This is a genomic window from Nocardia sp. NPDC049935 (assembly GCF_055586645.1).
The window spans coordinates 869318-884469 of sequence record NZ_JBVJHV010000001.1 but is presented as its reverse complement, the minus strand read 5'-3'; the positions used below and the strand labels follow the sequence as shown (position 1 = coordinate 884469).

Sequence of the window (15152 nt, the reverse complement as noted above, 5' to 3'; positions counted from 1 at the left end):
GGACGATATGACCACCACCAGCACAGCACCGCTCGATGTCGCGGTGATCGGCGCCGGATTCGCCGGAATCGGCGCCGCGATCCGGCTGAAACAGCGCGGCATCACCGACTTCGCGATCTTCGAACGCGATACCGCGATCGGCGGGACCTGGCGTGACAACACCTATCCCGGCGCCGCCTGCGATATCCCCTCCCGGCTGTACTCCTACAGTTTCGCCCCGAACCCCGAGTGGTCGCATACCTATTCCGGCAGCGGTGAAATCCTCGGGTATATCGAGTCGATGGTGGCGAAATCCGGAATCGCACCGCATATACGTTTCCGGCACACCGTCAGCGGGATGACCTTCGACGAGGCCGCGGGCCACTGGGATATCTCCTTCGAGGGCGAGACCGAACCGGTCCGGGCGCGGGCGGTGGTCCTCGCCTCCGGCCCGCTGGCCAATCCGGGCTATCCGAACATTCCCGGGATCGATACGTTCACCGGCCATACGATCCACAGCGCCCGCTGGGACCACGACTACGATTTCACCGGTAAGAAGGTCGCCGTGATCGGCACCGGAGCCAGCGCGGTGCAGATCATCCCGGAACTCGTGGCGCGGGCCGGGTCGGTGAAGGTTTTCCAGCGCACCCCAGGCTGGGTGCTGCCCCGGGTGAACCGGCACACCGGCGCGCTGACCCGCGGAATCTACCGGCACGTGCCCGGCGCCGAAACACTGGCCCGCCAGGCTTGGTACTACGGCCACGAATCGGTGGCGCTGGGCGTGGTGTGGAATACGCCGCTGACCCGGGTGGTCGAATTGGCCGGGCGGGCCCAGCTGCGCCGCCAGGTGAAAGACCCGTGGCTGCGCCGCCAGCTCACCCCGGATTTCCGGGCGGGCTGTAAACGACTGCTGATGACCGACGACTACTACCCGGCGCTGCAGCGCGACAACTGCAAGCTGATCACCTGGCCGATCGCCCGCATCGCCCCGGACGGTATCCGCACCGCCGAGGGCATCGAGCACCGCGCCGACTGCATCGTCTTCGCCACCGGGTTCGAGGTCTCCAAGACCGGCTCCCCGATTCCGGTCACCGGCCGCGACGGCCGGGTACTGGCCGAGGAATGGCGGCGCGGCGCGTTCGCGTACAAGAGCGTCGCGGTGTCCGGATACCCGAACCTCTTCCTCACCTTCGGCCCGAATTCGGGACCCGGGCACAATTCGGCGCTGGTGTACATGGAGTCCCAGATCGACTACCTGGTCCGGGCGATCGGCATCATCCTGGATCGGGATCTGCGGATGCTGGATGTCCGGCGCGACCGGCAGGATCGCTACAACGCGGCCATCCAGCGCCGGCTCGCCGGCACCACCTGGAATTCGGGGTGCCGCAGCTGGTACCTCACCGAGGACGGTTTCAACGCCACCATGTACCCCGGCTTCGCCACGCAGTACCGCAATCAACTGCGCGAGGTGGACCTCGACGATTACACGGTGGAAACGGCCGAACCGGCACTACGGTCGCGGGCCGTGGCCGTGTCGTAGGCGGATACACTCGGTTTCCCGGACCGGGACGATCGCCGGCAGGCGGGCGAGGGAGGTATGCGAGCCAATGCCGAGGTACCGCATCGACGACCTCGCACGTGCGGCGGGCACCACCGCCCGCAATGTCCGCGCCTATCAGGAGCGCGGACTACTGCCGCCGCCCGCGGGCCGGGAGGGCCGGGCCATCCTCTACGACGATTCCCACCTCGAGCGGCTCCGGCTCATCGACGCGCTGCTGCAGCGCGGTTTCACCACCGCCCATATCGCCGATTTCATCACCAGCTGGGAAACCGGTAAGGACCTCACCGAGGTACTGGGGTTGCAGCACGCGGTGACGGCCAACTGGTCGGAGGAGGAGACCTTCGAGGTCCCCCGCGAGTTGCTGGACACCATTCTCGGCGAGCAGGCCGAGGAACTGGTGGCACAGCTGAGCCGGATGGGCCTGGTCCGGATGGACGGCGAAACGGTGGTGATCACCGATACCCAGCTACTCACCTCGTTCACCGAACTCCACGAATACGGTGTGGAGCTGGGCACCCTGATCTCGGTGTACGCCGAGGTCGCGACCCGGATCGACGGGATCAGCAGCCTGCTCATCAACGCGGCGAAGAAACATATCGTCGACCAGCACGGCCCGGGGTGGCTCCCCGATTCCAACGACGAGATCGCGGCGACGACCCGCATGCTGAACACCATGCGTGAACTCGGGGTCGCGGCCGTGCACACCAGTCTGGCCCGATCGCTGGATACCACCCTGCGCCGCGAACTCGGCGACTATCTCGCCACCGCGGCCGAACGCGATCGCGAACGCCGCGCGGGCGGAGCCGGTCGCGGCTCCTGACGCCCGGGCCCGGTCAGCGGACGGGCCGGTAGGTCACGTGGGTGACCTTCGTGGCCGACCGGGACGACACCTGCTCGAGCCGCAGCGGTGGGACGCCGTCGAAGATACGGGTTCCGGCGCCGAGGGTGCACGGGGTGATGTGCAGGCGTAATTCGTCGAGAAGCCCCGCGGCCAGGAATTGGTTGACCGTCGTGGCACCCCCCGCCACGGCGATATTGCCGTCCCCCGGTACGCCGTGCGCCCGCTCCAGCGCGGCGCCGAGACCGCCGGTGACGAAATGGAACGTGGTGCCGCCCTCCATCACCACGGAATCGCGCTCGTAGTGCGTGAGTACGAAGACGGGGGCCTCGTAGGGCGGACGCGGACCCCACCAGCCCGTCCAGTCACCACTCCATTCACCGCGGATCGGACCGAACATGTTGCGGCCCATGATGAACGCCTTGGCACGGGTGATCGCCGCGATCTCGGCGCGGTTCTCCTCCGGCGTATCGAACATCCAGGAATGCAGAATCGTCTCGTCGGCGTCCCCGAAGGGTCGTTCCTCGGTCTGGTCGAGTCCGGCCGAATAGCCGTCCGCCGAAATCGAGATATCGCATACGACCTTGCTCATGCCCCGCTCCTCACCCTTGTGACCGCCCCGGCGGCGGCACCGCTACTTCAGACGGCAGTGGACCCCCGGACTCATCGCGCGGGATCGGCGATATCTTCTTTCCCCGCACGCCGCCGGCCCCGCCCGCGATCCGGCGAGTCCGGCGGAGAACCGACCGGATGGGGCCGGGCGGGCCGGCGGAGAACCCGCCCGCTCGGCCCGCCGATCATCCGGCAGCCGTCACACCTGCCTCCGATACCGGGGCGGTCACCGCCGAGCGCCGGTACGCGGCCGCCTCCGCGTCCGCCGCCGACAGGAAACCGGGGCTACCGGCCGCGCACGCCAGGCAGATCGCCTGATGCCCGGCCGAGGGGTCACGGTCCATCTCGTAGGCGATATAGGAGTCACCACAGCAGTGGCACCGTACCCGGCTCTCCCACGGATCGCCGACCTCGGCACGCGGGTCGAACGGCCGGTCCAGGGTGAACCACGACGGCACCGGGAACCGTACCGCGACACCGTAGATCACTGCGGCCAGGGCACAACTCACCGGCGGCGCCCAGACCGACCCGGCGCTGCCGCCGAAGGCCACCAGGGCGATACCGGCCGTCGAGGACACCACCCACGCCGAAACACCGGCCGGATTCACCGCGGGCACCCGGCCCGGCCGGAACTCGGGTTCCGCCGCCCGCCCACCGGCGCGCCGTGAGGTCAGCGCGATATGGGTGAGCGCGATCGCCACCCAGCCGACGATGATCACGCCCTGATAGGTCAGTGCCTGCAGGATCCAGGTGAGCACATTCGTCAGCATCATCACGTACACGACAACCGCGACCACACCCAGCCAGAACACACGGGGCAGCGTGAGCCGGAGCGAGCGTGCGAAGAAATTCTGGAGGTTCGTCGAGGCGAGATAGAAATTGCCGGTATTGACCCGGGTCTGACTGACGACCACCCACAGCAGGCCCCAGAACCCCATCATCGACACCACACCGAGGATCGCCGATTCCTCGTTCAGCGCACCGGCGATATCGATCGTGTGGGCCAGGAAGATACCCACCATGCCGTTCACGAGGAGGGTCATCACATAGAACGGGGCGCCGAAGGTGATCCGGCCGTTGAACACCGCGTCCCGCGGCCGGCCGAAGCGAGCGAAGTCCCAGGCCATCATGGTGACCACCCAGACACCCATGTACACCGTGTAGGCGAACCACCAGCCCGGTACGCCGACATCGGCGGCGCCGGCGGGTTCGTAGGTGAGCCAGTCGTTACTGTATCCGTAGCGGACGATCGCCCACACCACCGCGCCGACCAGGCCCAGCAGGTACAGCGGGAGCAGCACACCGTTGATCTTGTCCAGCCAGGTGGCGATACCGCGCATCGCCAGTGGCGCCTGGTAGACGACCACGATCAGACAGCACACCGCCATCGGCAGGGCGGGCAGGTAGGCGTGCAGCGCACTGGCCACGATCGCGCCTTCGGCGACCACGTAGTAGGTGATGGTCACGCCGAACAGGGCGGCGGCGAAAGCCGACCCCGCCCGGCCGAACAGCGCGCGCGAGAACAGCGACACACTGGTGCCGGTCCGGGCCGCGTAGCGCGCGACGATCGAGTTGATCGCCCCGTAGCTCACGGCCGAGAGGGCGATCCCGACGAGGGTGTCGACGGTCCCCACGGTGAGGGTGACGGTACTGCCCACCACCACCCAGAACATTGCGCTCATCAGCCCGAACCAGGCCATGGACACCGACAGGCGGGTGCTGCGCCAGGACAACGGGACGATATGCATCGAATAGTCCTCCGCCGCAGCTTTTTCCAGGACTTTCGGGTCGTCGGAAGAGGAGAGGACGAGTTCGGGAACGGCGGTCGCGACCGCCTCCGCGGAGTGTGACATGGGTGTACTCCCATTCGTGAAGAGCTCTGGGTTCCGCTCCGGAACGAGCCCGGAGCCCGCGCGGGTGTGCGGAGACCACGCCGTCCCCGCACACCCGCGCCGCGCGCCTAGACGGCCGCGGCCTCCGACACGGTCAGCGTGCCCTTGACATACGCGACCGCCGGATCGTCGGTCCAGTGGACAACGGTGCGCCGCTGCAGCATTCGCCGGAACTGACCGGTCGTGTTCTCCAGGACCTCGCCGCTGCCCCAGTCCAGGATCACGCCGTACTGCCGTACGCAGTCCATTTCGTTGATCAGCCCGGAGCGGTACTCACCGGCGACCTCGCGGGGATCACGGTCCATCCAGGCGTGGCGGTTGTCGCGGATATAGGCGCGCGCCTTCTCGGTGGCCGCGGCGTCCACGGCGTATTCGAAGATCTCCGGATCGACTTCCCTGATCACGACGCCGTAGTCCTTCTCGGCCCGTTCGAGGGTGACGTAACCGTCGATCACATCCTCGAGAACGGCGCTCACCTCGCGCTGTAGCGGGTCGCCCAGACCCCCGCCACCGGCCGAGGGCCGGGTGAACTCGTCACCGGATCTGATCGGCACCGCCGCGAAGATGGACCCCAGATACTCTTCGGATTCGGTGCCCTTGTTCAGCCACACACCGTGCGGAATCGACGGCAGCCCACCCCAGAGCCCCCAGGTGACCGAGCGCTCACGATCACAGCAGTACGACATCACCGTATTGTTGCTCGCCCACAACTTGCCGCCCTTCTCCGCGCCGAGGCCACCGCGGAACTTCCCCGGCCCGCCCGAATCCGGGACGAGGTCGTGGCGGGAGGTGAGCACCGGGGCCAGACGTTCCTGCCCCTCGAACGGCTGGGTGCCGTACTGGACGCCGAATACGGCCGCCGAGGCGTTATAGCCGTCGGCGCCGTTGCGGGCGCCCCAGCCGCCCATCATCCAGTCGTACCACATGAAATTGGGTTTGCCGCTTTCCCTTTCGTCCCGGCCGCCGACCAATAGATATTCCAGATTGAAGGTGCAGGCCATCGCCCGGTCGGGCAGAATATCGGACCAGATCTCGAATACCGAGCTCATGATCTTCTCGAACGGCCCGGAGCAGAAGCCGGCGCACGGCGACGGCCAATCCGCGTTCACCACCGAACCCACCGGGCCGAGATCCGCGGTCACCACTCGGTAGAAACCGGAATTCAGCGGGATATCCGGGAATTGCATCTTGGTACCGGCCACGATCCCGGCGAACGAGCCGCCGAAGCCCGCGTTCATCATCGAGGAGATCGACGCGTGGGAATCACTCAGGTCGTAGTGCACGGTATCGCCGTCGATGGTCATCTTCATCGTCACCGGGATCAGCCCTTCACCCAGCGCGGGATCCTGGTCGATGTAGTCCTCGGTGTACCAGACTCCGTCGGGGAGAGCCGCGATCTTGGCGCGGGTCAGGTCCTCGACGTAATCCTGCACTTCGGCCATCGCGGTTTTCACCGTATCGACACCGTATTTATCGCAGAGACGCTGGATCTCGCGTTCGGCGACGCGGGTGGCCTCCGCCTGGGCCTGCATATCTCCGATGATGTCGCGCGGATTCCGGGTGTTCTTGGCGATGAGATAGGCGACATCCTCCAGGAATTCGTCCTTGCTCCACAGCCGGGTCGGCGGGATGCGCAGCCCTTCACCCATATGGTCGAGCGCTTTCACATTGAACGAGCCCGGGGTCGCGCCGCCGACATCGGCCCAGTGACCGTTGGCCTGGGCGTAGCCGAGAAGTTCACCCTCGTAATAGATCGGGCGGATGATACGGGTGTCGTTGAAATGGCTGCCGCCCTCGTAGACATCGTTGATCACGAAGACGTCGCCGGGATGGATATCGCCGGCGAACTGCCGGATCACCGCCTTGGCCGTGTAATGCAGCGTGCCGACGTGCGCGGCGATATCGCCGGTGCCCTGCATAACGGTATTGCCCTCGGTATCGCAGAGCGCCGAGGAGAAGTCACGCGAATAGATGACGAAAGAGTAGCAGGTGCGCAGGATCTGCTCCGCCATCTGATCCACCGTGCTGATGAAGGAGTTCTTCAAGACCTCGAAGGTCACCGGGTCCAGTGATGTAGCCATGGTTCTATACCTCGTGGGAGTACGGTTCGGACGGATCGGACCTCAGACGGCGGTCCGGAGCAGCAGATTTCCCCATTCGTCGACCTGCGCGGTGGTATGCGGCGGCACGACGGTGGTCGAATCCAGCTGGTCGACGATGCACGGACCGTCCAGGACCGCGCCCGCGGGCAGGTCCGCGCGGTGGTAGACCGGGGTGTCGAGCCGGGTGGGTTCATCGGGGAACAGGACCCGGCGCACCTCGGTGGGGACCGGTGTGAATCCGGCGGGGTCGATGAGTTGCGTCGGCTCCACAGTCGGCTTCGGGGTGACACCGATGGCGCGCACGGAGATCCGGTAGATCTCCACCCCGGCCTGTTCGTCAGCGAAGTTGTGCTCCTTGTAATGCTGCGCGTGGAAGGTGGCGACGACATCGTCCAAGGAGGTCAGGGGCATCGTGACCGGTACCGCGATGGCACGCCACTGGCCCATGTAGCGGGTGTCGACGTAGTACTCGAACATCATGTCCTGCTCGGCGACGTGCTCCGCGACCAGCCGCTCGCGCCCCTCGGCCTGGAGCTTGCGGAAAGATTCGCCGAGATGACCCAGATCGACGTCGGCGGCGTCGGCCAGGTACATGGTGGTCAGATCGTGCTGGACGTCGACCAGCATGCACCCCATCGCGGAGGTCACGCCGGGGTGCGGCGGGATGATCACAGTGGGAATGCCCAGGTCTTTGGCCAGGTAGGCGGCGTGCAGCGGCCCGGCGCCGCCGAACCCGACCAATGCGAAATCGCGGGGGTCGTGCCCTTTCCTGATGGAGATGAGGCGGATCGCGTCGGCCATGTTGGCATTGGCCACCTTGATGATGGACTGGGCGGCGGTATCGGCGTCGAGACCGAGCGGCGCCGCGATCCGCTCCAGGGCTGCCCGCGCCCGGGCCTCGTCCAGTTCCCGCACGCCGCCGGCGAGCTTCTTGCCGACGGTGCCCAGGATCAGGTTGGCGTCGGTGTTCGTCGCGTCCGCACCCGACATTCCGTAGCAGGCCGGGCCCGGTTCGGAACCCGCGGACTGCGGACCGTTACGCAACGAGCCGGCGTCGTCGAGCCAGGCGATGGAACCGCCGCCCGCACCGATGGTGAGAACTTCGATACTCGGGAAGCAGATGGGGTGGCCGAATTCCACACTCCACCGGTTCGTGGTGCCCAGGACACCGTCATCGGTGAGCGAGACATCGGTCGAGGTACCGCCCATATCGAAGCCGATCGAATTCTCGAATCCGCACATGCGGGCGATATGGCGGCTGGCGATGGCGCCCGCGGCGATACCGGAGGCGGCCAGGCGGGCGCCGTACCGTTCGGCCAGCGCCGGAGTCATGACACCGCCACCGGAATGCAGCAGCAGGACATCGTTGGCGTAGCCGTTCTCACTCAGCCGGCCCTCCAGCGTGCGGGCATACGGGCCGATGATCGGCACCAGTGCCGCGTTGGCGACCGTGGTCGAGAAACGCTCGTATTCGAAGATCTCCGGCAGTACATCGCTCGAGGTGGTGACCGAAACCCCGGGCAGTTCCTCTTGCAGGATCTCGGCCATCAGCTCCTCGTGCTCGGGGTTGGTGAACGAGTTCACGAAACACACCGCCACCGCTTCGACCTCGCGACGCTTCAGGATCCGGGCGATATCCCGGGCCTGGTCCTCGTCCAGCGCCTGCAGCACTTTGCCGTCGTAGCCGATACGCTCACGCACCGTCAGCCGGTGACGCCGTGACACGATGGGCGCTGCCACCTCGTCGTAGGGGTCCCAGGATTCGCGGTCGCCGCGGCGGATTTCGAGCACATCGCGGAATCCCTCGGTGGTCACCATCGCCACCCGGGGGAATCGGCGTGTGATCAGTGCGTTCGTCGCGATGGTCGTACCGTGCGAGAAGAACTCGACGTCCTCCCAGTTCACCCCCGCCTGCTTCATCCCCGCGAGGACGCCCTCGATCGGATCCGACTGGGTCGGGTACTTGGCGGTGACAATCGTGCCGTCGCCGCGCTGGATGAAGACATCGGTGAATGTCCCACCGATATCGACCGCGGTGCGGATCTTCTCCGCTCGGCCGGTGGTTTCGGTCATTTCGCCCTCCTCGGAACATGTCGCGGACGGGTATTACGAAACGCCGCGGGGGCGCTCGCGACAATTGGCCCATCCGCCGAGCGGTAGCCGTCCCGGCTTGGAGATCGATACGAGTGCGCCGGACCGTCGCAGCCTCGACCTGCGGAAACGTGTTCCACTCGTACGTAACGACCAGGTATCCGATACACGGGGGAGATGTGTGGTCACCACATCGAAACAGGCCCGCCCACTGTCACACCTGGCACGCAGGCCCGGCAGGTACCGGTTGCCGCCGGGCCGTACAGTGATTTCGTCACCACCGCGGTGGCGCCCGGCGAGAGGAGCGTTGCGCGTGAAGATCGGCATGCTCTACTCGCTCAGCGGCGCGCAGGCCCGGATGGAGCAATCGATACTCGACGGTGCTCTGCTCGCGGTGCACGAGATCAACGCGGCCGGTGGTGTCCTCGGTGCGGACCTCGAGGTGGCGATCTTCGATGATCGTTCGCAGGTCTCGCTGACGGCCCCCGGAATCGACCACCTGTGCCGTACGGAATTCGTCGACGCCGTGGTGGGCGGCTATACCTCGGCGAGTCGAGTCGTGATGATTCCGGCCGTGCACGCCAATCGCAGCCTGCTGATGTATCCGACCTACTTCGAGGGCGAGGAGACCGACCGGCGGGTCTTCTACTGCGGCGCCGCGCCCAATCAGTACCTGGCCGACTATCTGCATTGGATCGCGTCCGAGCTGGGCCGGCGGATATATATCGTCGGATCCGATTACATCTATCCGCGGGTTCTCGCCGAGGTGATCCGGCGGTTCGGAGAACGCTGGGACCTCACCACGGTGGGCAGCTGGCACGCACCGCTGGGCGAGACGGATTTCACGGCGGTACTCGCCGATATCGCGCGGGTACGCCCGTCGGTCGTCATCAGCAACCTCGTGGGTATCGATTCCACCACGCAGTTCTACACCCAGTTCCACCGGGCGGGCTTCGAATCGGCGACCCTGCCCATCGCGGCCACCGTCACCACCGCGATCGACCTCGCCCATATGCCGCCGGAGGTGAGCGACGGGCACTATATGGTGGCCACCTACTTCTCCCGGCTCGAATCCCCCGCCAACACCTCCTATCGGTCCGCACTCACCGCCGTTCGCGGACAACAACATTCGCATTCGGCGCAAGTAGGGGCCTACAACGCCGTTCACGCACTCCGGCTCGCCGCCGAGCAAGCCGGATCCGCGGCCACGGACGCTCTCGCCGACGCGTTGCTCGAAATCCGTTTCGACGGTAATCCCGAGGGCCTGCCCTTCTATTTCCGCAGCGATCACTACAGCGCCCACCCCGCCTACGTCGGCCGGGCGGCCGGCGGCGACTACGAGGTGGTCGAGGAGTTCGCGCCGCGGCTGCCGGAACCCCGGTGGTCCGAAGGCAGGTCGCTAATCGGTCCGCGGTAGTTCCCGCAGACAGAGCGCAAGATAGAAGTCCACCCGGTCCGCGGTGGACTGGACGCCACGGCCGGTGAGCCTTTCGATCCGGCTCAGCCGGTACCGCAGGGTGTTGATATGGATACCCAGCTCCGCGGCGGTCGCGCCGAAGTGGCAGTCGAGCGCCAGGAAGGTCCGCAGGGTATGCAGGTAGCTCGACCCCTTGTCACGGTCGTAGTCGAGCACCGGTTGCAGCAGCGAACGTTCGAGGACTGCCGACAGCTGTGGTTCTCCGGCGAGCAGGGTCGCCGCCAGTGGCGACGGGAGCGCGACCGCGCCGGCGTGCGCCGAACGGGCCTGCCGGTCCGCGAGTTGCTGGGCATTGATCAATCCCCGGACCAGGTCGTTACTGTCGCGCATCACAAACGAGCTGGTGCCGAGCGCCAGGGTCGAACCGTAGCGGAGTTCGAAGAGCGCATCGAGAACCGCCGCGGCCCGTTCGAACGGAGCGGGTTCACCCGGTGCTCCGAACTCCTCGCTGTTCAGCGTGATCAGCGCGTAGGTGTTCTCGCCGTGCACCCCGGCCACACACGAATTCCCGATACTCGCCCCGAGATCCCGGAGCGCCGTGACCACCCGCCTGCCGTCTTCGGCACCGGTTGCGGGGGTACGCGCGACCAGCGCCCGGATACGCGCCCCCGGTTCGAGTCCCAGGGACCCGGCCCAGGGATCCAGCGCCGCGGAGGCGACCGTGGCTTCTACCAGCTCCCGGATCAGGGCGGTTTCGAACTCCTGTCGCGCCGATCGTTTCACCTCGATCGCCCCGGCCAGCGCATCGAGGTGCCGGAGCAGTCCGGTCAGGCGCCTGAGCGCTATCTCGAGCCGGTCCGGATTCGAGATAACGAGGGCGAGACCGGACTCGGGCAGCGCGATATGAAATGCGGCCGCGGTGGCCGAAGGAATTTGTTCCGGTCCCACCGGTTTCCGCGACAGCAGCTTCGTCAGCAGCTCGATATCGGTTCCGTGGGACCCCGGCAGTGCGCACCCCTGCATGACCAGCCAGATCCGAAGCGTACTGGAGCCGATGAAGCGGTCGAGCGCGGCCCGTATCGCTTCGGGCCCCGAGGCACCGGCCTCCCCCGCGGCCGAACCGGGCGTCTCCGCCGTGAGCGCCGCACCCAGCTGCTCGAAGGAGGCGCCTTTCGGCATGAGGTACACCGGCAGGGTGCGCCGGACACATTCGGCGACGAACTCGGGCGGCAGATCGCGATCATCGTTGTCGACCACCACCGCCAGACCGCCGGCCGATTTCAGCTCCCGGGGTAGTTCCGCGGGCACCGCGATCGCGGCCCACCGCTTCGACGGCACATAGATCACGCTGCCGGGGCCGATACCGCCCGATTCACCGAGGTCGAGTTCGTGCAGGGCGGTGACCGGCTCGGACCACGCGCTCGCGGCGGGACCGGGGGTGAGGGAGCGAAGTCCGGCCCGGACCGCGAAGTCGCGGACTGTCGCCATACCACTCCCTCCGGCCCGACCGGCGATCCACGCGAAGGCCACGTCGGAGGCTATTCTGCCCCGGACCGCCGGTCCGCGTACGGTGAGCGTCCGGTGTCACGCCAGGCGGCACAGCGTTTTGCCGGTGGTGGCACCGGACAGCATGGCGACCAGCGCGTCCGCCGCCCGCTCGATACCGTCGAAAACCGACTCGCGATGCACCAGCCGGCCGGCCGCGAGATGACCCGCGATCTCGGTACGCATCGGCCCCTCGAGGTGGGTGAAGGAACCGGCCCGGAATCCTCGCATTCGTAATCCCTTGGCCACCATGGTGAACAGGTTCGGCGGTCCGGCCGGTGCGGCGCCGTCGTACCCCGAGACCGCGCCGCACAGCGCGACCCGGCCCCGCGGGCGCAGGGCGTCGAGCGCCGCGGTGAGATGGCCGCCGCCGACATTGTCGAAATAGGCGTCGATCCCGGTGGGCGCGAGCGCGGCCAGCGATTCGGCGAGGGTGGGTTCGTGGTAGTCGAAGGCCGCGATTCCCAGTTCGTCGCGCAGGTAGGCGACCTTGCCCGGGCTTCCCGCCGACCCGAGGACGGTGGCGCCCCGCAGTGCCGCGAGTTGCCCCGCCAGTGCGCCCACCGCGCCGGCCGCCGAGGATATCCATACCGTATCCGCCGCCGTCAGTTCGAGGATTTCGACCAGCCCCACATAGGCGGTGAGCCCGGCGCTGCCCAGCGGTCCGAGGAACCATTGCGGTGGCAGCTCACCGGCATCGACCCGGGCCGGTGCCCCATAACCGCCGATGGTCCGGGCACCGGCTCCCACCACCGCGAACTCGCGATAGCCGAGGGTATGCGAGACCAGATCGCCGACGGCGTAATCGGGATTGCGGGTCTCGGCCACGATGCCGAGGGCGAGCCCGGTGAGAGGGTCGCCCGGCCGAAGGGGTGGCAGGTATCCGTTCGGGGTGGTCTCGGCGAGCCGGATACGGATCGACGGGTCGATCGAGAGCCAGGTGTTGCGTACCAGCACCTCACCCGGGCCGGGCACCGGCACGGGTTCGTCGATGAGTGCGAGATCGTTGACGGTCAGCTTCCCGGCCGGTCGTCGAGCCAGGCAGAGTCGGCGATTCATCGTGGTCTCCTGCAGTGGTGGGCCCGGCTGTTCCGGATAGGTGCGCCGATCAGGGCGCGAAGGCGACCTCCGGGGTCCGCGCGATGAGCAGACGGCGTACCGCGCCCGCGGTATCGAGCTGCAGGGTCGCGTTGAACGAGGCCTCGAACACACCGTCGCGAGTGGTGCGGCCGAGGACCAGCTCGTATTCGCCCACCACCGCGCCGATATCGATGTGATGGACCAGGGTGCTCTTCTCGCGCTGGGCCAGATAGGCGATCAGTCCCGCCCGGTCACCGACGAATTCGGCGCTCTGCCCGGCACCCTTGGAGAACTGCACCGACATGGTGAAATCCTCGGCGATCATTCCCAGCACCCGGTCGGGATCTTCGGAATCCATGTACCCGAACCAGCGGGTGAGCACCGGGACCTCGGCCGTCATATCCGTTCTCCTTCGTTCGAGGACTGCCCCACCAGCGCGAAATCCGCGCTGAAGGTGACCTGGTACCGGTCGATGAGACCGGCCGCGTCGAGATGCATGGCGGCCACGAAGTAGCCGGTGGTCACGGTGTCGTTCTCGGTGACGGCGCCGTGGGCGAATTGGAGGTCGCCGTCCGCGGCCGCGCGCAGCAGAACGTGTTTGCGATTCACCGCGGGCCGGCCGCCGAGATAGTCGAGCATCGCCGAACGGCCACGGTCCCGATTGATCCCGGTGGGCAGGATCATCACGAAGTCCACGTCGTCGGCCAGTAACGCCACCGCGTCCCGCAGCCGGCCGCTGTCGACCGTCGCGTAGTAGTCCTCGATCACGTAACTCATGAAATGAACTTAGTTCAGCAAACCTCTTCTTGTCGAGAGTCCGAAGCGCTAGGCTCCGTTTACCGAATTGAACTCAACTCAACCGGAGAAATATGTCCCCGACCCCCGCAGCCGTTACCGAAGCCCCCTGGCCCGGGTCGGAACCGGCAGCACTCACACCGGGCCCCGAGCAGAGCCAACTCCGCGAGACACTGCGCGCCATACTCGGCAAGCACAGCGATATCGAGCAGATCCGCGCCTCGGCGGAATCCGGCATCGGCTACTCGGAAACCCTGTGGCGACTCCTGGCCGACGAGATGTCGGTGGCCGGTCTCGCAATCCCGGAGGAGGCGGGCGGCCTCGGATACGGCACCGCCGAGCTGGCGATCGTTCTCGAGGAATGCGGCCGGGCACTGACCTGCGAACCGATTCTCGGCGCGGCGGTCCTCGGGCCCCGCGCCCTCCTACCCGTCGCCGGCGAGATCGACTTCTACCCCGAGGTCCTGGCCGGACAGCTCCTCACCGCGGTCAGCACACTCGGCACCGACACCGACGACCTACGCGCCCACCCGACCCCGGCGGGCTGGCGCGTCGACGGAACGGTGACACACCTGATCGGTGGCGCGACCGCACATATCGTGGTGGCGTCCGCGGACGCCGACGACGGCCGCCGGCTCTTCGCCCTCCGACCCGGACCCGGGACCGCGCACACGCCACGCCGGGTCCTGGACCCCACCCGGCGTCAAGCGGATCTGACCCTGCGAGATTGCCCGGCCGTCGCGCTGACAGACCCCCGATCCACCGGGACGGCGACCGCACGACTACGCGACCTCGCCACTCTCGCGACGGCCTGCGAGAACACCGGCATCATCGACCGGCTCCTGGAACTCACGGTCGGCTACGCCGGTACACGCCGTCAGTTCGGCCGGCCGATCGGTTCGTTCCAAGCGATCAAACACCGCCTGGCCGATCTGCTCGTCGCGCTCGAACGCGCGAGATCGGCGTCCCGCTACGCCGCGGCCGCCTATGCCGAGAACCCCGATGCGGCCCGCCTGGCCGTCGCGGTGGCGGGCGCCGTCTGCACCGATGCGGCCGTTTTCGCGGCATCCGAAGCCGTGCAACTACACGGCGGAGTCGGCTTCACCTGGGAGCATCCTGCGCATTCCTATCTTCGCCGCGCACTCGGAAATGAAGCAGCACATGGTGATTCGCGCAGTCATCGGGCGCGTATCGCCGACCTGATCGGCGTGTGACAGGCCCGGAACCGGTGCGGGAATCC

At 67.1% G+C, this 15152-nt stretch carries 12 protein-coding genes; 4 read left to right on the top strand and 8 right to left on the bottom strand.

Annotated elements, in window-relative coordinates; translation table 11 throughout:
- The first annotated feature begins 7 nt into the window (after window positions 1-7).
- Entirely contained in the window at window positions 8-1519 is a 1512-nt protein-coding gene (locus ACZ6SF_RS04130; RefSeq protein WP_466060506.1) for a flavin-containing monooxygenase, read from the top strand.
- A 67-nt stretch (window positions 1520-1586) separates the two neighbouring features.
- A complete protein-coding gene (locus tag ACZ6SF_RS04125) occupies window positions 1587-2360 on the top strand; it encodes a MerR family transcriptional regulator (RefSeq protein WP_466060505.1) in 774 nt (257 codons plus the stop codon).
- Window positions 2361-2373: 13 nt separating this feature from the next.
- Here the strand turns inward: ACZ6SF_RS04125 and ACZ6SF_RS04120 are convergent, their stop codons facing one another.
- From ACZ6SF_RS04120 to ACZ6SF_RS04105, 4 genes are all read right to left on the bottom strand, one after another.
- Window positions 2374-2970, bottom strand: coding sequence for a dihydrofolate reductase family protein (locus ACZ6SF_RS04120; protein WP_466060504.1), 597 nt, complete (start codon window positions 2968-2970; stop codon window positions 2374-2376).
- 205 nt (window positions 2971-3175) lie between these two features.
- Window positions 3176-4843: a purine-cytosine permease family protein gene (locus ACZ6SF_RS04115; RefSeq protein ID WP_466060503.1), complete on the bottom strand. Its 1668-nt coding sequence runs from the start codon at window positions 4841-4843 to the stop codon at window positions 3176-3178.
- A gap of 107 nt (window positions 4844-4950) precedes the next feature.
- Window positions 4951-6963: a hydantoinase B/oxoprolinase family protein gene (locus tag ACZ6SF_RS04110; RefSeq protein ID WP_466060502.1), complete on the bottom strand. Its 2013-nt coding sequence runs from the start codon at window positions 6961-6963 to the stop codon at window positions 4951-4953.
- Window positions 6964-7005: 42 nt separating this feature from the next.
- On the bottom strand, window positions 7006-9057 hold the full coding sequence (locus ACZ6SF_RS04105) for a hydantoinase/oxoprolinase family protein (RefSeq protein ID WP_466060501.1): 2052 nt from the start codon (window positions 9055-9057) through the stop codon (window positions 7006-7008).
- A 331-nt stretch (window positions 9058-9388) separates the two neighbouring features.
- On the opposite strand from ACZ6SF_RS04105, the gene ACZ6SF_RS04100 reads away from it, so the two are divergent.
- Window positions 9389-10492 (top strand): transporter substrate-binding protein, encoded by a 1104-nt coding sequence (locus ACZ6SF_RS04100; RefSeq protein ID WP_466060500.1) that lies wholly within the window; start codon window positions 9389-9391, stop codon window positions 10490-10492.
- Here the strand turns inward: ACZ6SF_RS04100 and ACZ6SF_RS04095 are convergent.
- From ACZ6SF_RS04095 to ACZ6SF_RS04080, 4 genes are all read right to left on the bottom strand, one after another.
- Window positions 10475-11980 (bottom strand): PucR family transcriptional regulator, encoded by a 1506-nt coding sequence (locus tag ACZ6SF_RS04095; RefSeq protein WP_466060499.1) that lies wholly within the window; start codon window positions 11978-11980, stop codon window positions 10475-10477. The genes ACZ6SF_RS04100 and ACZ6SF_RS04095 overlap by 18 nt on opposite strands.
- 96 nt (window positions 11981-12076) lie before the next feature.
- A complete protein-coding gene (locus tag ACZ6SF_RS04090; protein WP_466060498.1) occupies window positions 12077-13096 on the bottom strand; it encodes an NADP-dependent oxidoreductase in 1020 nt (339 codons plus the stop codon).
- Between the two features lie 49 nt (window positions 13097-13145).
- Entirely contained in the window at window positions 13146-13517 is a 372-nt protein-coding gene (locus ACZ6SF_RS04085; RefSeq protein WP_466060497.1) for a hypothetical protein, read from the bottom strand.
- Entirely contained in the window at window positions 13514-13894 is a 381-nt protein-coding gene (locus tag ACZ6SF_RS04080; protein ID WP_466060496.1) for a nuclear transport factor 2 family protein, read from the bottom strand. Before ACZ6SF_RS04080 ends, ACZ6SF_RS04085 begins: the two co-directional genes overlap by 4 nt.
- 92 nt (window positions 13895-13986) lie before the next feature.
- Between ACZ6SF_RS04080 and ACZ6SF_RS04075 the strand changes: the two genes are divergently transcribed.
- Window positions 13987-15126 (top strand): acyl-CoA dehydrogenase family protein, encoded by a 1140-nt coding sequence (locus tag ACZ6SF_RS04075; RefSeq protein ID WP_466060495.1) that lies wholly within the window; start codon window positions 13987-13989, stop codon window positions 15124-15126.
- Window positions 15127-15152 lie beyond the last annotated feature (26 nt).